Origin of the sequence: Paraburkholderia ribeironis (genome assembly GCF_900019265.1) — a bacterium.
Taxonomy (GTDB): domain Bacteria; phylum Pseudomonadota; class Gammaproteobacteria; order Burkholderiales; family Burkholderiaceae; genus Paraburkholderia; species Paraburkholderia ribeironis.
Genome location: NZ_CYGX02000012.1, coordinates 1 through 18,597 on the forward strand (window position 1 = coordinate 1; position 18,597 = coordinate 18,597).

The window sequence follows — 18,597 nt, forward strand, 5'->3', positions numbered from 1 at the left end:
TCATTAATCAGCGTTTCCATAGGCGCCGTTTTCCATCGCGGCCAGATCGAACTGCTCGGTGCGGCTCGCGCCGGCCCAGTCGACCTGCGGCTGAGCATACACGCGCAGACGCGCGATACCGCCGTCCGGATAGATGTTCACGCGCACGTGCGTGTACGCGTTCGCGTCGCTGACTGCGGGATAGTGGTGGCTATTGCCCTGCAACGTTGTCGACGGGACGATCTCGGTCCACTGCGTCGACTGGTCGGGCATGCCGTCCACCACGCGTGCGGCTTGCACCGACGCCGCCGGCGGGAAGTTGCCCGTGAAGTGGCTGGTGTCGAGATCGAGACCCTTGATCACGCCGGGACGCGCCAGCTTCACGACGCACCAGTCGTAGCCGGTGGCGCGCTTGCGGCGGGTTTCCCAACCGTCCATCCACTTGCCATGGTCGTCGTACTTGCCGGGAACGAAGACGGCCGGCTCAGGATTCAGCATGCGTTCCTTCGGTGCGAAGAAATCGTCGCTCGCCTCGAGCGCCTGCGCGCCCAGACGCGGGTCCGCCAGATTCACATAGCGGCGCGTGAATTCCGGTGCGTTGGGATCGAGAATCGGGAGTGCCATCTTTGTCGTCCTTAATGTCGGTAGTACTGGAAAAACGTTCAGCTTCGAGCTCCGCGACGCGCGACTCGAGTCCTACGCGTCGATCAGGTCGTCGAGTCTGAAACGTGCGATGCGGTAGATCTGCTCGAGACTCGCGCGCAATTCGTCGGCGCGGCTGTTGTTCACGCGTGCCTCGAAGTTCGCGATGATGCCGTGACGATCATAGCCACGCACCGCGAGAATGAACGGAAAGCCGAACTTCTCGCGATACGCGCTATTGAGCGCGAGCAGCTTGTCGAACTCCGCCTGCGTGCACTGCGCGAGGCCCGCGCCACTTTGCTCGCGCGTCGATTCGGCGGTCAGCTCGCCGCGCACAGCGGCCTTGCCGGCGAGCTCCGGGTGGGCGTTGATCAACGCGAGCTGCTTCGCTTCGCCAGCCGTTTCGACGATGGCCGACATCTTGCGGTGCAACTCGTCGATACTCGCGAATGGACGTTGCGGCGCGGCGGCCTCGGCGACCCAAGGCGAGTGCTCGAAAATACCCGACAGCGCCGCGACGAACGCGTCGGTCGAGATGCTGTTGAGTTGGTCCAGACTGTATTGCATCGCGTTCATGCCGCTGTCCCGCGGTCGTCTGGTTGATACGGATGAACATCGCGCCAGTGGCGTGCGATATCGACGCGCCGCGTGACCCACACGCGATCGTGCTGTTCGATATGGTCGAGAAAACGCTGCAGCGCGCGAAACCGCCCTGGCCGTCCGAGCAACCGGCAGTGCATGCCGACCGACATCATCTTCGGCGCTTCGTCGCCTTCTTCGTAGAGCACGTCGAACGCGTCGCGCAGATAGGTGAAGAAGTGGTCCGCGGTATTGAAGCCTTGCGGGCTCGCAAAGCGCATGTCGTTGGTGTCGAGCGTGTACGGCACGATCAGTTGCGGCACGCTCGCGCCGCCCGTCACGCCGACCTCCATCCAGAACGGCAGGTCGTCGCCGTAGTAATCGGAGTCGTACAGGAAGCCGCCGTATTCGGCGACCAGCCGATGCGTGTTGGGGCTGTCGCGGCCCGTGTACCAGCCAAGCGGCCGCTCGCCCGTCACGCGCTCGAGCGCTTGCATGCCGAGGCGCATATGCTCGGCCTCGGTCTCTGGCGATACATCCTGGTAGTGGATCCAGCGATAGCCATGACAGGCGATTTCATGACCGAGTTCGACGAACGCACGCGCCAGTTCCGGATGCCGTTCTATCGCCATGCCGACACCGAACACCGTGAGCGGCAGGCGGCGTTTTTCGAATTCGCGCAGGATGCGCCACACGCCTGCGCGCGAACCGTATTCGTAGATCGATTCCATGCTCATGTGGCGAGCCGGATACGCCGCCGCGCCAACGATCTCCGAGAGGAACTGCTCAGAGCCTGGATCGCCGTGCAACACGCAATTTTCGCCGCCCTCTTCGTAGTTGAGGACGAATTGCACCGCGACGCGCGCTCGCCCCGGCCAGTTTGCCTGCACCGGTTGGCGGCCGTAGCCGATCAGATCGCGTGGGTAGTTCGGGTCGAGTGGCATGGTATGACGAAGACCTGGTGACGATAGGTTCAAGGCGCGTTCAATGCGCGTGAAATCCGCCTGAAATTCGCGTGCACCTCATGTGACGGCACATGGTTGCATGTGATGGCAGGTGATAGCACGTGAGGGCTCTCGCAAACTTGCGCGCGATGTGCCTGGCACCTTCGCCGCCGCGAAAGAAAACACATCACAATCGGAGGCAAAAGAATCCGTCAGGCACCGCGCCGAGTTGGACCAGTGTAGCGAAAACACCCGAGGGCGCCCATACACGCTGGCAGATAGTGCATGTCAGACTGAATGTATGTGCTGGCCCGGCTCTCTGGTGTTTACCCGCGGCAAACCGGTGCTGTCGACGGCTTCCCGCGCATGCGCGACACCAGCCGCAGCGGCGCCGCGCGGCGGCAGCGGATTCAGTTCGGCCCCGCTCGGGCTGAACGACGCCAGCGCACCGTCGTAGCGCTTGGCGAGCGGGCGCGCGTAGTCGCCACGCTTGGCCGTCGACAAGCGCAGCGCGACCAGCGCCTCGGTCCACTTCACGGCCGCCGTCACGCCTTCGATCACCGGCGCGCCGAGCGCGTCTTCAATCTCCGCGCACAGTTCCGCCATGCCCGCGCAACCCAGCACGATGGCATCCGAACCATCCTCGGCCAGCGCCCGCCGGCATTCGTCGACAATGATGCGGCGCGCGGCCGTTCCGGGCTTGTCCAGCTCGAGTACGGCGACGTCGGTCGCGCGGACGTTGCGGCAGAAGCGCTTCATGCCGTAGCGTTCGGCGAGATGCCATGCCATCCCGCACGTGCGTGCAAGCGTCGTCACCACCGAGAAGCCCGGCGCCAGCACACTCGCCGCGTGCATCGCCGCCTCCGCGATGCCGATCACCGGTCCGCGCGCCAGTTCGCGCGCCGCGTACAGACCGGGATCGCCGAAGCAGGCGATCACGTAGCCGTCGCAGCCGTCGCGCTCGCCGGCGAGCACTTCGGCCAGCAAGCCCGGCGTGGCGAGCGCTTCGTCGTAGTAGCCTTCGATCGACGGCGGTCCCATGGTCGGATTCACCGCGATCACCTCGGTGCCTGGCGCGGCGACGTTGCGCGCGCAGCGGCCCATCGCGTCGGTCATACGGTGGGTCGTATTCGGATTGATCAGTTTGATGCGCATATCGACTCCTGGGGGGACGCCCCGAAAAGAAGTCCCTTGGGGCGCCCGGAAGGAAGGCCCCTTGGGGAGCGCCCCGAACGAAGTCCCCTTGGGGACTGCGAAATTCAACGTGCGAGAGCCCGATAGAACAGCGCGCCGAGGCCTGCACCGATGAACCACGAAAAGTTCGCCATCGCTTCGAGCGCCGGCGTCATCACGCAGATCACGGCGATCAGCGCGGCGGGCAATAGCGCGGCCACGGCCCGGTAGTTGACGCCGTTGCGGTACCAGTAGGTGCCGCTCGGCTCGACGGTATACAGATCGTCGAGCACGATCTTCTGGCGCTTCACGAGGTAGTAGTCGACGATCAGGACACCGTACAAAGGTCCGATGAAGCTGCCGAGCACATCGAGCGTGTAGTGGATCACGGCCGGGTTGTTGAACAGGTTCCACGGGGTGATGAAAATCGACGCCACCGCCGCCAGCATCCCGCCCGCGCGCCAGCTGATCAGGCGCGGCGCAACGTTCGAGAAGTCGAACGCCGGCGAGACGAAATTGGCGACGATGTTGATGCCGATCGTCGCGATCGTGAAGGTCAACGCGCCGAGGATCACCGCCGTCGGATAGTCGATGCGTCCGACGGTTTCGACGGGGTCCGTGATCAGTTCACCGAACACCGGCAGCGTCGCCGCGGTCGTAATCACCGTCACCAGCGAGAAGGCGAGAAAGTTGACCGGCAGCCCCCAGAAGTTGCCGCGCTGCACGCTGCGAAAGCTTTTGCCGTAGCGCGAGAAGTCGCCGAAATTCAGCATCGGTCCGGAGAAGTACGACACCACCAGCGAAATCGCCGTGATCATTACCGGCACCACCTGCATGCCGTGATATTTGACGCCGCCCAGGTTGATGCCGATATTGCGCCATCCCGCGCGATACACCATGTAGCCCGCAAGAATGAACATCACCACGTAGACAGCCGGACCGGCGAAGTCGATGAACTTCTTGATGGTTTCCATGCCGTGCCAGAACACCAGCGCCTGCAAGACCCACAACAGCATGAACCCGGCCCAGCCGAGAGCCGACAGACCCATCAGGCCATGATGATGAACGTCGGCATAGGGCAACAGGGATGGGACGAACTTCAGTACCACGATCACCAGCGCGCTCGACGCCAGATAGGTCTGAATGCCGTACCACGCGACTGCGATCAGGCCGCGAATCACCGCCGGAATATTCGCGCCGAGCACGCCGAAGGTGGCACGGCACGCAACCGGATACGGCACCCCGTTCATCTGGCTCGGCTTGGCGATCAGGTTGCACAGCAGATTGACGATCGAGATGCCGACCAGCAGCGCGACCAGCACCTGCCAGCTCGTCAGGCCGAGCGCGAACAGACTGCCCGCGAACACATAGCCGCCGACGCTGTGCACGTCCGACATCCAGAATGCGAAGATGTTGTACGCACCCCAGCTTTGATTGCGCAGCGGTGCAAGGTCTTCGTTGTAGAGCCGCTCGCTGTAGCCGGCCGGCATCGACGGATCGGCGTGCGCGTCGTCTGCGTAAGTGGAAATGGTGGGACTGCCTGGCGCTGCACTGAACTGAGCCATGATTCCTCCTTGGGGAATGGACCGTCGGACCGTCGATAACGGGTCGAAGGACATTGCATCGGCCGTGCCAGTCGCGTCCGTCCCGTTCGCCCGGGACCAAAGAAGTCGACGCCATCTGTCGTGCCGTGCCGCGGGTGTCTCCGTACTGAAGTACTTGTGGTTATCGCATCGCCAGCCGCCGCGGAATTCCCGGCGATGCGTCGCTGCTCGAAATCCATCGCAAGGCGACGGACACGCGTGCGCAAGCCGGCAGCGCTCAGGCCGAGCCGCCTTGCAACACCAATCCGGTTCAGTTCAATTCAGTGCGACGCGCACCGCCAGTGGGCAAGCGCTTGCTGCTTGCCTCAGTCTGCTGCGGACCTGGCTTTCGATGCATCCAGCCGCGCCGCGCCGCGGGCGCCGAACACCTCATGCAGATCCGCCGCGCCACGCGCAGGGCGCTCCAGCATCTTCAACTCGACGCTTTGCAGATGACGCGACATCAGTGCCGCCGCCTCTTTTGCATCGCCGGCGTCGAGCGCGGCGAGAATGGCTTCATGGTCTTCGAACGAACAGGGGCTGCGTCCGATCGATTCGTACAGCGCGGAAATCAGCGTGGAGCGCGCCACCAGTCCGTTCAGGCAGTCGCACAGCACCGAGTTGCCGGTGAGTCCTGCCAACTCGGTATGGAACTCGCCCGACAGGCGGATCCACGCGGGAAAATCACGCGTTTCGAACGCCTTGCGCTCCCGGCCGATCATGCTGCCGATGCTCTTCAACCGCCGCATACCATGACCGCTGCAAATCTTTTCGACCACCGCGAGTTCGATGATGCGGCGCATTTCGAAGACCTCGTGCACTTCCTGCAGCGACGGACTCGCGACGAACGCACCGCGATTCGGTTCGAGTTCGACGAGATGATCGGTCGCCAGTTGCGCGAGCGCTTGCCGGATCGGGCCGCGCTTCACGCCAAATACTTCGCATAACTGAGCTTCTGTCAGCTTGGCGCCGGGCGCGAGCCGATGTTCGAGGATCGCGGCGCGGATGCGCTCGGCAATCGCTTCGGGCTTCGAACTGTTCGCGGCGGCGGAACCTGGGTCGGACATGATGTGCGTCTCGGTATGTAGGTCATCATAGGATGGACATAAAGATTGTCAACAATTTTTATCCTGAATTTCGACAATCTCTTCGATGAGGCAAGCCTGCTGGGCAAGCGGCACGCGCTGTAGACAGCGTGCCACTTCAATAGCAGTTTAACTAGGTGATGCGAAGGTCGTCTATTGGCGGCGGTTTTTGTCAACAAAGTGCGGGGCCTTCATGGGCCGCTCTGCGTGCGGGCGGCCGTCAATTTATGACCGTTAGTTGCGTTCATAGCCACAAAAAGAAAGCGGGCAACCACCCGCTTCGCCTCGTCAGCTCAGCCGATACACGGATAGCCCGACAACATCAGCCTGAATCCGCCCGCGTCGGCGACGAGGTGTGCGTGCGCGCCCACCGGCAAGGTCAGCATGTCGCGCATATGTCCGAACTGCAGACCCGTGACGACCGGGATACCGATCACCGACCTCATCTGCTCGATCACTGTGTGCATGTCGTAGCCGTTGTCGTAGTCGTACGCTTTGGCGCCCGAGAAATCGCCGAGCACGAGCGCCTGCTGCTGCGCGAGAATGCCGGCGAGATGCAGTTGATAGATCATCCGCTCGACCCGGAACGGCTGTTCGTTGACGTCCTCGACAAACAGAATGCCGCCCCGCACCTGCGGCATATACGGCGTGCCAATCAGCGACGCCACCATCGCCAGGTTGCCACCCCACAACGTGCCCGACACGTCGACCGGCTGCGCTTGCGGCACGTCGCTCGTCACCGTGATGGTCGGCTTCGTCAACGCCGACCAGAAGTGATGCATGGTGAACTCACTGAGCTCCTGCGCGCCGAAGTCGCTCATCAGCATCGGGCCGCCGAATGTTTTCACGCCGGCACGCGCCAGCAGCGCAAGCTGGATCGCGGTGAAGTCGCTGTGCCCGACCAGCGCGACCGGTTGATCGGCAAGCCGTCGTTGCAGCCCTTCGTAATCGAGCGCGTGCAGGATACGCACCGCGCCGTAGCCGCCGCGCACGGTCAGCACGACGTCGGGCAGCTCGCGCGACGGGTCGGCGAGCCGGTTCAGATCGGCCGCGCGCTCATCGTCGGTGCCGGCGAAGCGTTGATAACGGCGCTTCGTCGCCACCTCGTCCTGCACGCGATGCCCCTGCGCATGCAATCGATGCAACGCGCGCTGCAGTACCTCGGGGTCATGCGGATAGCCGGACGGCGCAATCAGTTCGATGGTGCGATGAGCGGTCATTGGCAAGACCTGTGGGGATCGTGACGAGGTTGTTTTAGAGCGGCTCGGCCGGAGGCGGCAGGCCGCCCGCTTCGGCACGTGCCGCCGCGCGTGCTGCGCGGCTCGCGCGCCGCCGCTCGGCAAAGAACGACTTGAGCGCGTCACCGCATTCGGCTTCGAGCACGCCGCCGCTCACCGCCGTGTGATGATTCAGTTGCGGATTCGCGAATGCATCGACGACGCTGCCGCACGCGCCGGTTTTCGGATCGCGAGCGCCAAACACGACGCGGGCAATACGCGCGTGCATGATCGCGCCGGAGCACATCAGACACGGCTCGAGCGTCACATAGAGCTCGCAGCCCGGCAGACGGTAGTTCTCGACGGCTTGCGCGGCGGCGCGCAACGCGGCCATTTCCGCATGCGCGGAGGGGTCGTGCGCGCCGATCGGATGATTGAAACCCCGGGCGATGACCTCGTCGCCGCGCACGAGCACAGCACCGACCGGCACTTCGCCGGCAGCGCGCGCATCTTCGGCGGCGGCCAAAGCCAGCGCCATGAAGCGGCGATCGCGTTCGGAAATGGTGGGGAGCCTGTGCGGGTCCGCCGGCAAGCTGGCGTCGGTCGTCGTGCCGGTCGCCTCGCTAGTCGTCGTGCCGGTCGCCGCGTCAGTCGTTGCGCCGGTCGCCGCGTCAGTCGCCGCGCTAGTCGACGTGTTGTCGGCAGCGCTGCAATCCGCCACCGACACCCCCGCAACGTCGGCGCAAGCCGCTTCCGATCCGGCTGGCGAAACGGGCGCAACCGGCGCGTTCAGCGCTTCGCCGGATTCGGTCGACGCGAGGCCAGGCGCCGTGGTGCGAACAAGCGGCTCGCTCACTGCGAACCCACGTCTGCGGTATCGGGGCTGCCGACGCGCTCGGAAAGCCGCTCGGCGATGCGCCGGCAATACTCGCGCGGCATCACCAGCGGACCGCCACGCAGCGATTCGAGCGCCATATCCAGCGCCAGCATACGCGCCTGCAGACGGCAACGGGTGGCCTGGTCGCTCACGGCATTCAGCTCCGTTTGCAGATCGCGCAACGCGCGCAACTGCTCGACAGCGGGCGGCACGAAACCCGCGTTCTTCAAAATCCGGTTGGCGACCCGCACCTCTTGCGGAACCAATGCATCATCTTCCAGCGACAGCGGCGCGCCCGCGCCCGGCAAGTCGTCGAACTCACCGCGCGCTGCTGCGGCGGCAATACGCTGTTCGACAAGCGCATCAAGCAATTTCATCTGCAATCCACTACGTTGCGGCCCAAGCATTCTATCAGGGAGCGCGTGACGGTTCCCCGTGGCCAGCCGACAAAAAAACCACTGGCTTTCTGATTTTGCGTATTTAACGAGACATGAGGCTGGGCTAGAGTGTGGCATCCGGATGCGCGATGTGCGTTGCGAGGCTCCGCTCGTATTGCTGATTTTGCTCGCGCTGCTGGTTCTCACTCATCAAAGTCTGTGACGTTATGCGATTCAGAATGAAAGACCCACAGCCTGGTCATGTCGTTTCGATTGGCCGTCGGTGGTTTGGCGCGCGTCCTGCGCAGCCCGGCAGGCGTGCATTCCGGGTAAGCCTGCGCACGGCTCTGGCGGCCATGGCCGTCTCGGTCGCGCTGTCCGGCTGTGGCGTGTTTTGCGGCGGCGCAGCCGCAAGCGGCGGCGCCTTCGCCGGCGGTTGCGGCACCAGCATGCGGTTCTGATCCGGCGCATTCTGACTCGAACGTCGCACGCCCCCACGCGCGCCACCACTTCGCGTGCCTTTGCTTATGACGCGCCCCCAGTGAGCGGCCAGCGTGCCAGCACGAGATGCCGGCTGCGTCCAAGCAGACTGTGTATCAGCGCGAACTCCCGCACGTTCCAGCACACCGGTTCGACGGGACGCATCGCCGCCCAGGGCATGCCGTAAGCCAGCGTGACGTGCGGCATATAGGGCGTGGCTGACGCACCGGCGCGCTCCCCGAAACCAACGTCGTGCAACGCCTCGCCGAGTGCGTCGTGAAGCGCATGCAGCCCGACGACGTCGCCTCCGCCCAGTACCATCGGCCCCAAGCGCGGTTTCGACGCAAAGCTGACGACCGAACCGAATTCGACGCTAAACGGCGCCATGCTGATCGACGCGGCCGCCCGTATCGCCCCGTCGACGCGAGCCTGCGGCAAGCCCCCCGCGAAATTGCCCAGGTGATGCAATGTGACGTGCAAACGGCCAGCCGCGAGCGGTTTGCGGCGCACGCCCGCCTGCCCGCAGAGCTGTTGCGCGAACTTCGCGATGCTGGCCGCCGTGTTGGCGTCGGGGAAGACGGCAAAAAACAGACCGTCTGTGGGCGTTGGCGGCGCCTCGAGCCCGGGCAGCCAGAGTTGTTCAGGCATCTTGCCGTGTTCCTTTTTCCGGTCCAGAACCGCCTGTGCACGCGGTCTGCGTTGCCATGATACTGTATATTCATACAGTATGATAGATGGCGTCCGCAAGCGGCTTACTACGCTGCGTCGTGCTTGCCGATGCGCCTGGAGCACAGCGTGATAAAGGACCCGGCGGCGGGCGCGAGCGAACGCTCTGCGTGCGCAACGTCCGGACTGACGCAATCGCCACGCATTTGCCACCTTGACCGCGATAGACAGATATCACCTGTCTATCACGATTTTCGCCGGCGCGGATTCACGACGGTTGTGCAAGCGTGCGCCCGGAAAACCGGACCCACGAGCGATCGCCCGTGCAGGTATGCGCCAGCGCGGATTCACAACGGTTGCGCAAGCGTGCACCCGGAAAGCCGGACCCACGAGCGATCACCCGTGCAGGTATCCGGATTCACGCCGAAGCGCTCGCGTACCACGCGCTCGCCCGCGCCGATCGCCTGGCCGGTTTGACTACCGACGCCTCGCTCAAGTGCGCCTCGCTGGCACCAGGCCGTCGCCGCGGTTGACGCTGCACTGCACCGCCCAGCGGCTCCCGAGCGCTGGCGCAATGTAGCCGATCTTTTCCACCGGTTGTTTGGTGACGGGGTGTCGTCCGCTGAATTCGATCCAGCCACCACCCTGATCGACCGCGCGCCAGCTGGCTTCACGGATCGCGGATTGATCGTCGCCCGGCAGCGCCTCTTCGCGCAGCTTGCCGGCCTTGCCCGGGTCGGAGCCGAAGGCACGGAAATAGTCATCCCGGTCCGCCACTACGATGTAGAGGTCGCGATCGAAAAAGCCGCCCTTCGGGTCGTGAAAGCGCCGTACAGCGTTTTCCGGCCCCTCGGTATCGACCAGTCGAGCCGCACGCTCCGCCATGGCCCGAGCCTCCCCGGCACAGCCCTGGCGTAGCCGGATATATTTGACCCCGTCGCTCAGCCGATCGGCGCGGGCCTGCATCAGACTCGCCGTTTCCACCGATCCGCCGACCATCTGGCCATTGCGCTGGGTGATGTCGTCCAGCACCTCGACCGCCTGAGCGATCTCCTGCAACCCAGTGGTCTGCTCGCTGCTCGAGCGCGCGACGTCGCCCAGCAAAGTCGCCACCTGGCTGACCGCGTCAACCGCACGCGCCAACAGATTCCTGCTGCCTTCGATGGCTTGCACCCCGTCGGTCACCTCGTCGCGAGAGTGCTGGATGAGTTTCTTGATTTCCCCTGCCGCTTGCGCGCTACGCTGCGCCAAGGCACGCACTTCGGCGGCAACCACGGCGAAACCGCGGCCGGAATCGCCGGCCCGGGCGGCCTCCACGGCGGCGTTGAGCGCGAGGATGTTGGTCTGGAAGGCGATGCCGTCGATCACGCCGAGTATCTCCCCCATCTCGCGTGAACGTTGCTCGATGCGCTCGATGCTTTCGACCGAAGCGCGCACCGCCGCCTGCCCCGCGACCGCATCGGAATGCGCGCGGGCGGACCGCTCATCGGCTTGCTGCGTCTGATCGGTGTTGTAGCGCACGGCTTCCAGCAACGCGTCGAGCGAGGCACGGGTCTGCTCCAGGCTGGCAGCCTGCGATTCGGTTCGCCGCGACAGCAAGGTGGCATGCTGGGTCGCCTGGGCTCCGCCCATCGCGATCAGCTCGGCTTCGCTGCGGATGCGCGCCACCATCTGGGACAACTGATAGGCGAGCAGGCGGCCCTGTTCGCCCAGCGCCGCCAGTTCGTCGCGCCCCGGCAACGATACGTCGCGTACCAGATCGCCGTCGCACAGCGCGCTCAACTGGGCCCGCAAGGTCGAGCTCGCATGGATCAGCCCAGCCCCGAACAGGCCGAAAATCGCGAGGAACTGCGCCAATCCCAACACGGCGCCATAAACGCCGTACCAGCACGCCGCCGCGACGGCGCCGATGGCGCTAAGCGCGGCAATGGTCCACTGGACCCGCAGGCTCCACCGTCGCAACGCATACCTGAGCGGCAGAGAGGAGGATTGTGCGTGGGACAGGCCGGCGCTCACGCGCGGTGTCTCTGTATAGCTCGACATGAATATTCTCCCCACCGTATTTTTGGCTTTTGTCTTCGGTCGCTTGCCAGGAGCATGGGAATGCAACCCGACAGCACGTCGCTGGCGTGCATATTCTTCTGTTGCGGGAGACGCCCCGTAAGCGAGGTCATCACGGAACGCGTCGCTCCAGCAGGCCTCTGTCTCCCTTGATTTTTGCTGTACGCAACGCTCGCCGCAAAGGCTTGCGCGCGGCGATTTTGCCATACGGGTGGCAAGCACAGTTATCGCAAATGCCATCGTCCCCCTTCTATTCTTTTTATCGCGCGAATGCGCTCCGGCATGCTGGCCCGGATCGATGCACAATGATTAACCCACGGGAGCCTGCAACGCAGGTGTGAAGGTGCGCACCACTCGCCAGCGTACGGTCGGAACAATCGCCCGACACAGTGGCGCGGACATAGCAGCCGGAGTAACGCCCGGCCGCCCGTGGCATTCCATTGCCTGGAACAAAGAGCAATGCTTGGTCGCCTGGGCGCAGCCGAGCCGGCGCAAAAAAAAGCGCGCGTGGCTGATTGCTCAGCGTCGCGCGCCAACCTTGGACCTCCGCTGCAATCGGTCTATCGAACGAGGAACCCGTACGTCAAGGGATCCCGCTCATCGATGATCCAGTTCGCAAAGCCACACACGAAGGCCTTACCTTCGACTTCAGGAATAACGGCCTTGAATTCGCCCACCGTCGTCTCGCTCAGCACACGCCCTTTGAACACCGTACCGATGATCGATTCGTTCACCAGCGTTTCGTCCTTTGCCAACTGTCCACGCAGATAGAGCTGCGCAACACGCCCAGCCGTACCGGAACCGGTCGGCGAGCGGTCCACCTCCCGGTCGGCAAAGACGCAGCAATTCGCCTGCGTCGAACCGGTGTGGCGCGGCGCATTGGCGATAATAGTCCCGTAGATATGGTTGATCTCCGGGATCTGCGGATGCTCCACGGCAAACGCCTTGTTGGCGGCCGTCTTCACCTGCGCGCCGAAGCGGACCAGCTCTTCCACCGACGACTCGCGAACTTCGAGCCCGTGTGGTTTGCCATCGGTGTAGAAGTAAAACGCGCCACCGAACGCGATGTCGCCAGTCACCTTTCCGAACGACGGCGTTTGAACCGTGACGTCCTTCCTCCAGATGAACGAGGGAACATTGACGAAGCGTACGTTGCCAGCATGCTCGCCATCCCATTGCACGAATGCTTCAATGAACCCGCATGGCGCGTCGATCCCGACACGCGTCTCGGGAATCCGACGCTGCACCCAGCCCAACTCGACCGCTGCGGTGGAGAGGGCAATGACACCGTGGCCGCAGTGGTCGCTGTAGCCTTCGTTATGAACGAAGATGATGCCGAAATCGGCGTTCGGACTCACCGGTTCCGTCAAATAACCACCGTACATGTCAGCATGGCCGCGCGGTTCGAACATCAGCGCGCGGCGGATATCGTCGGCGTTCTCTTTCAGCCATGCGCGTCGCTTGACGATCGTTTCGCCCGGCAGCCTCGGCAGACCGCTGGTGACGATGCGGAAAGCTTCACCGCCGGTGTGGACTTCGACAGTCGAGATGGTGCGGGAGATTTTCATGTCTGCTTCGCGTAGTTAGTGGCTCATTCGCAAAAATAGCGCAGTTCAATCGCCGCCCAGCCGCTGCCGAAGATCCGTTCGGCAAGGTCTTGATGAAGCGCAGAAGCTGGCAGAGTGAATCTGCCGACAGCAGCGCTACGCGCTCAACCACACATTTTCCGCGAACGAAAACCCCATCATGCCGCCCGTCGGAATTGCGCCAAGTCCCTTCAGCTTCACGTCGTAACCATCGAGCAAACTCAGGAACGCCGGAATGCCGATCCCGCCTTCGTTGCTGACGATGGTCTGCATATCCGCATAGATCTGCTTGCGTTTGGCATCGTCGGTCTCCGCACGCGCGGCGAGCAGCAGTTGGTCGAATTGCGCATTCTTCCAGCCCGACTCGTTCCACGGCGCATCGGACTTGAAAAACTGCGTGAACAATACATCGGCACTCGGACGCGGATTGATGCTGCCAAAGCCAAGCGGATGCTTCATCCAATGGTTCGACCAGTAACCATCGGTCGGGACCCGGTTCACCGTCAGGTTCACGCCGATCTTCTGCGCGCTCTGCTGCATCAGCACGGCCATTTCGATCGAACCGTTAGCCGCCGTGGTGGCGAAGATCGGCGGCACCGTGGCGCCCACGGCACCTGCCTTCTGCAGATGGAACTTTGCGCGATCCAGGTCGTACGGCCGCTGCGGCAGGCCTGCGAAGAAGTATCGGTGCGAGGGTGGAATCGGCTGATCGTTGCCCACCACGGCATAGCCGCGAAACACTGAATTCCTGATCTGCTCGCGGTCGAACAGATACTTCATGCCCTGCACGAAATCCGGATTACCGGTGAGCGGATTGTCGCGACGCATGATCAGATCGGTATAGAGACCGGACTTGGTCTCCTGGATCGCATAGCCGGGTGTCGACGCAATGCGCTGCGTGGCGCGCGGATCGACCGCGGCGATCAGATGCACATCGCCGGACAGCAACGCATTGACGCGCGCAGCGTCGTCGCCGATGCCGATCAACTCCACTTCATCCAGATAGGGCTTGCCTGGTCGCCAGTAATTCGCGTTGCGCACGCCGACGGTCGTGACGCCCGGCTTGAAGGTCTTCACCTTGAATGGCCCGGTGCCCACCGCGGTGGAAAAGTCGCTGACGCCGTTCTTGACGATCACGAGTTGCGGCGTCGCGAGGATCGACGGAAGGTCGGCGTTGGGCTGCGTGAGCGTGATCTGGATTTCGTTGGGGCCGGTCGCCTTGATGTCGTCGAACTGATCGGCGACCGACTTCACTTTCGACCCCGTCGCCGGATTCTTGTGTCGCAACAACGAATACACGACGTCGGCAGTATCGAGCGACTTGCCGTCGTGGAACGTCACACCCTTGCGCAATTTGACGATCCAGACCTTCGCATCGCTGCTCGCGAACGACTCGGCGAGCGCGGGTTGCGGCGTCAGGCTGGCATCGAACTGCGTGAGCCCGCTATAGAACATGAAGAAGCGGATGTAGTCGGTGCCCGTCGATCCCTTCGCAGGATCGAGCGTGTCGGCGGTCGAACTTGCGTCGTACGCGGCGCGAATCTTGCCGCCCTTCTTCGGGGTGTCGGCCAAGGCCTTCGACGCCCCCGCCAGCATCCCGCCCGCACCGGTCGCGAGGATGCCGCCCGCTGCCAATACACGCATCATGTCACGGCGGCTAAAGCCGCCGGGTTTGTTTTCGTCGCTCACGGTGCCTGCTCCTTCGTCCAAAGTGGAACACGTCCAGTTCTTCGCTGGGATGGCCGGGCTGCGTCGATGCGTGGCGTCGTGCACTTCGAGGCCGCCAAACTCGTCGAGACCCGGTGAAAGCGACGCGCACATCAAGCAGGAAGGGCGCGGGCTCAATGCATTTAAGCATCGCCAAATTAACCAGAATGCCGATAAGGCGGCGGATACAGACGGCGCGAGTCGTTTTGGCGGCGATCTTCAGCATAAATTGCTGCGGCTCGGCGCAAGCGGTCCACATGCGCGAGCTGTTCGGCAACCGGGCGCTTACGGAACCGAAGGATGCACGACGTAATCGCCGGGCGTCACGCCGACGGTCCGTCTGAAATGGCGGCCCAGATGACTCTGATCGAAGAAGCCGACTTCGGTCGCCACCACCGAAGGCGGTATCCCGTGACGCAGCAGTGTCTGCGCGTGCCGGATGCGCACGAGGCACACATAGCGATGCGGTGAAATGCCGACTTCCTGGCGAAACAGCGTAGCGAAGCGAGACACGCTCAGCCCGGCGATCGCGGCGAGCGTAGCGAGGCTGACGGGTTGCGCAAAATATGTTTCGATAAACGCGACCGCGCGCTCGACTGCGCGTGAGGTCGAGCGGCGCGCATCGGGCGCAGCCGCTGGCGCCGGTGGCAGCCCGCACGGCGCACTGGAGGGTACGGCGACTGGCATTTCTCGCGCCGCATAGTCGAGCTTCTTCCCCATGGACGGACCCGCTACGCCGCAACCGGGACGGAGTTCGGCGTGGTGGCGAAACGCTGGATCGCGAACGGATCGATCGGCGTGCTGGTCGCGCCCGTGTCGATCAGCTCGGCCATCACGTCGCCGACGCCCGGCCCCAACTGGAAGCCGTGACCGCAAAAGCCAAACGCGTAATACAGCCCGTCGACCTTGCCACTGCGTCCCATGATCGGCCGATCGTCGGGCATATACCCTTCGACGCCGCTCCACACGCGGATGATGTTCAGCCGCGTCAGCGCGGGTGCGAGCCGCGCCATCTGTCTGAATTGCAGCAACGTGCTTTCCGGCAACACTTTGGCGCGCCGTTCGTCGAGATAGGCAGGACCGCGTGCACATCCGCCGATCACGATGTTGCCACGCTCCACCTGGCGGAAATACAGCACTTCCTCGATGAGCGGCGACGACACGCCGACCACCGGACGGATCGCGTAAGGCACCGGCTCGGTGACGGCCATTTGCGGACCGTGGACCGCAATCGGCACCGCCTCGCCGAATTGCTCGCTCAACTGACTGCCCCATGCGCCAGCGGTAATCAGCAGGTTCGGCGCGCAGAACGTGCGGCCATCGGTGCTGGTCGCGCGAAACAGATCGCCGTCTTTTTCGACGGCGGCGATTTCGGTGTTCTCTTCGATGCGCGCGCCCGCACGCGCCGCGGCGCGTCCGAAAGCGGGCGCGGCCAGACGCGGATTCGCGTGACCGTCCATCACCGAATGCGACGCACACAGCACTTCGTCACCGAGAAACGGAAACTTCGCGCGCATCTGCGCGCCGCGATACAGATCGAGCTTGAGCCCGTATTGCGCCGCTTCGCGCGCATAGATTTCGAATGCGTCGTCCTGCTCCTGCCGGTAGCACACGCGAATGTGACCGGACATCAGAAACTCCGCGCTGTGTCCGATCAGCTCGGGAAGCTTGCCCCAGATCTCGCGTGAACGGTTCGCCAGCGGCAACTGCGGCAGAAAACGTCCCTGACGGCGCACGTTGCCGAAGTTCGTCCCGCTCGCCTGCTGACCGACGAGACCGCGTTCGAGCAGCACCACCGAGCGACCTCGCTGGCGCAAAAAAAACGCTGCGGCAACACCCATGAACCCACCGCCGACAATCACCACATCCGCATCGATCCGGCTCATTTTTCCTCCGCTACCTGAGTGGATTCAGGCGCCACGACGCTCACCGCAATAGTCGAGATCGCAAACGGCTTGACCGGCGCCTGGCCACGCAACCGGCCCACCTTGTCGAGCGGCACACCGCCTGCGGCGGCGATGATTTCCGCTGCCGCGTGAGCGCAGTAGCGCCCCTGGCACCGTCCCATACCGACGCGGCTGAACGCCTTCGCGCGGTTCGCCTCGCATGCGCCTTCGTCGCGCGTCACGCGGCGCAACTCGCCCGCACTGATCCCCTCGCAGCGGCACACGATGGTGTCGTCGGACAGCCGCGCGGCCTGTTGCGCAGGCCACGGAAACGCCGCGGCGAGACCGGCGCGAAAGCGGTCCATCTTCGCGCGCTCGCGCGTCAATGCGTCGACGCGTGCGGCATCGACGGGTCGTCCCAGGTCCTGCAGAACCGCCAGCGCTGCCAGCGCGCCGGCGGCTTCCGCGCCATCGGCGCCGAGCACGCGCACACCGTCGCCGGCGAGATAAACCGTCTTGACCGAACTGCGCCCCATCTCGTCGAGCTGCGGCAACCACTGATGCGTCGACCCATCGAACGTGAACGCGCAACCGGCCAGGTCCGCAAGCTGCGTCTCGGGACGCAGGTGATAGCCGAGCGCGAGCGCATCGCATGCAATACGCTGCACGTTGCCGCTCGAATCACGATAGCTCACGCCTTCGACACCGCGCCGGTCGTCGCCGTGGATCTCCAGCGGCTCGATGCCGCTCACCATCCTGACGCCGCTTTTCTTCAGCGCTCTGACGAGCGCCGCGCCCTTGCGCAGCACATCCGGCCGCGCGAGCAGCTTCGGCAAGGCGCGCACGCGCTTGCTGAACGGCGACGTATCGAGCACTGCCGCGACCTTCGCGCCCGCTTGCACGTACTGGTTCGCGACCAGATACAGCAGTGGTCCGGAACCCATGAACACCACGTTGCCGCCGATCGCGCATGCCTGCGCCTTCAGCGCGATCTGCGACGCGCCGAGGCTATAGGTGCCGGCGAATTGCCAGCCTTTGACCGGCATCAGACGGTCGGTCGCGCCAGGGCAAAGAATCAACGCGTCATAAGCATGATTGCTCGCGACGCCTTCACGCGCCGTGTACAGCTTGCCGCCAGCGACATTCCAGGCCAGCGTTTCGGGCAGGTAATCGACCGTGGCGCGCAACGCTTTGAAGCTGTCGTGCAGGTTCTTCGCACGCGCCGCTTCGGTGCCGTAGAGCTTGCTATACGAACGCGAAAACTGTTCCGGCTGACGGCGATAGATCTGTCCGCCGTCGCGCCGTCCTTCGTCGACGATCAATGGGCGGATGCCCGCCGCGACCAGCGTTTGCGCGCAGCGCACGCCGGCCGGTCCCGCGCCGACCACGATCACACGAGGTTGGGCCATGACACCTCCGGCTGGCGGGTAACGATATCGAGGTCCGCGCTGACCATCGTGGTACACGCGCGCACGCGCTGGCCGTCGGTGGTCCAGACCCAGCAGTCCTGGCACGCGCCCATCATGCAGAAACCGGCGCGCACTTCCGCACCGAACTCCGAATGGCGAACGTGATCGGTATTGCACAGCATCGCGACCAGCAGCGTATCGCCTTCCAGGCCGGCGACCACCTCGCCGTCGATCCTGAACGACACCGCGCGGCGCCCAGTCTCGGCAAGCCGAACGAATCTCGACTTCATGTGCAGGACTCCTGTAGCACGCCGCCAACGCGGCGTCGATCGAAAGTGGCAACGGC

General features: G+C 64.0%; 16 protein-coding genes and 1 pseudogene. All 17 read right to left on the bottom strand.

The window, feature by feature from the left end; all coding sequences use genetic code 11:
- Positions 1-18: 18 nt before the first annotated feature.
- A pseudogene (locus tag BN2475_RS05805) lies at positions 19-603 on the bottom strand (allantoicase); the annotation flags it as partial.
- Positions 604-675: 72 nt separating this feature from the next.
- Positions 676-1,197 carry a 2-oxo-4-hydroxy-4-carboxy-5-ureidoimidazoline decarboxylase gene (uraD, locus tag BN2475_RS05810; protein WP_094778617.1) on the bottom strand — a complete coding sequence of 174 codons (522 nt, stop codon included), beginning with the start codon at positions 1,195-1,197 and terminating at the stop codon, positions 676-678.
- A complete protein-coding gene (gene puuE / locus BN2475_RS05815) occupies positions 1,194-2,144 on the bottom strand; it encodes an allantoinase PuuE (RefSeq protein ID WP_094778618.1) in 951 nt (316 codons plus the stop codon). The genes uraD and puuE overlap by 4 nt, the downstream gene beginning before the upstream one ends.
- Positions 2,145-2,432: 288 nt before the next feature.
- Positions 2,433-3,299 (bottom strand): aspartate/glutamate racemase family protein, encoded by an 867-nt coding sequence (locus tag BN2475_RS05820; RefSeq protein WP_094778619.1) that lies wholly within the window; start codon positions 3,297-3,299, stop codon positions 2,433-2,435.
- A 104-nt stretch (positions 3,300-3,403) separates the two neighbouring features.
- A complete protein-coding gene (locus tag BN2475_RS05825) occupies positions 3,404-4,882 on the bottom strand; it encodes an NCS1 family nucleobase:cation symporter-1 (protein WP_094778620.1) in 1,479 nt (492 codons plus the stop codon).
- Between the two features lie 344 nt (positions 4,883-5,226).
- Positions 5,227-5,967: a GntR family transcriptional regulator gene (locus BN2475_RS05830; RefSeq protein WP_094778621.1), complete on the bottom strand. Its 741-nt coding sequence runs from the start codon at positions 5,965-5,967 to the stop codon at positions 5,227-5,229.
- A 311-nt stretch (positions 5,968-6,278) separates the two neighbouring features.
- Positions 6,279-7,205, bottom strand: coding sequence for a muramoyltetrapeptide carboxypeptidase (gene ldcA, locus BN2475_RS05835; protein ID WP_094778622.1), 927 nt, complete (start codon positions 7,203-7,205; stop codon positions 6,279-6,281).
- A 34-nt stretch (positions 7,206-7,239) separates the two neighbouring features.
- Complete coding sequence (tadA, locus tag BN2475_RS05840; protein ID WP_094778814.1) at positions 7,240-7,794, bottom strand: tRNA adenosine(34) deaminase TadA; 555 nt, start codon at positions 7,792-7,794, stop codon at positions 7,240-7,242.
- 260 nt (positions 7,795-8,054) lie between these two features.
- Positions 8,055-8,456 (bottom strand): DnaJ family domain-containing protein, encoded by a 402-nt coding sequence (locus BN2475_RS05845; RefSeq protein ID WP_094778623.1) that lies wholly within the window; start codon positions 8,454-8,456, stop codon positions 8,055-8,057.
- Between the two features lie 525 nt (positions 8,457-8,981).
- On the bottom strand, positions 8,982-9,584 hold the full coding sequence (locus BN2475_RS05850; protein ID WP_094778624.1) for a 2'-5' RNA ligase family protein: 603 nt from the start codon (positions 9,582-9,584) through the stop codon (positions 8,982-8,984).
- Between the two features lie 510 nt (positions 9,585-10,094).
- Positions 10,095-11,645 (bottom strand): methyl-accepting chemotaxis protein, encoded by a 1,551-nt coding sequence (locus tag BN2475_RS05860; RefSeq protein WP_159444525.1) that lies wholly within the window; start codon positions 11,643-11,645, stop codon positions 10,095-10,097.
- Positions 11,646-12,223: 578 nt separating this feature from the next.
- On the bottom strand, positions 12,224-13,231 hold the full coding sequence (lhpH, locus tag BN2475_RS05865) for a trans-3-hydroxy-L-proline dehydratase (RefSeq protein ID WP_094778627.1): 1,008 nt from the start codon (positions 13,229-13,231) through the stop codon (positions 12,224-12,226).
- 135 nt (positions 13,232-13,366) lie between these two features.
- The gene (locus tag BN2475_RS05870; protein WP_094778815.1) at positions 13,367-14,896 is read right to left on the bottom strand and encodes an ABC transporter substrate-binding protein; all 1,530 of its coding nucleotides are present in this window, start codon (positions 14,894-14,896) and stop codon (positions 13,367-13,369) included.
- 345 nt (positions 14,897-15,241) lie between these two features.
- Positions 15,242-15,643 (bottom strand): helix-turn-helix domain-containing protein, encoded by a 402-nt coding sequence (locus BN2475_RS05875; protein WP_094778816.1) that lies wholly within the window; start codon positions 15,641-15,643, stop codon positions 15,242-15,244.
- A gap of 44 nt (positions 15,644-15,687) precedes the next feature.
- Complete coding sequence (locus BN2475_RS05880; protein WP_094778628.1) at positions 15,688-16,842, bottom strand: NAD(P)/FAD-dependent oxidoreductase; 1,155 nt, start codon at positions 16,840-16,842, stop codon at positions 15,688-15,690.
- A complete protein-coding gene (locus BN2475_RS05885) occupies positions 16,839-18,251 on the bottom strand; it encodes an FAD/NAD(P)-dependent oxidoreductase (RefSeq protein WP_094778629.1) in 1,413 nt (470 codons plus the stop codon). Before BN2475_RS05885 ends, BN2475_RS05880 begins: the two co-directional genes overlap by 4 nt.
- Positions 18,233-18,541: a (2Fe-2S)-binding protein gene (locus tag BN2475_RS05890; protein ID WP_094778630.1), complete on the bottom strand. Its 309-nt coding sequence runs from the start codon at positions 18,539-18,541 to the stop codon at positions 18,233-18,235. Before BN2475_RS05890 ends, BN2475_RS05885 begins: the two co-directional genes overlap by 19 nt.
- Between the last annotated feature and the right edge of the window lie 56 nt (positions 18,542-18,597).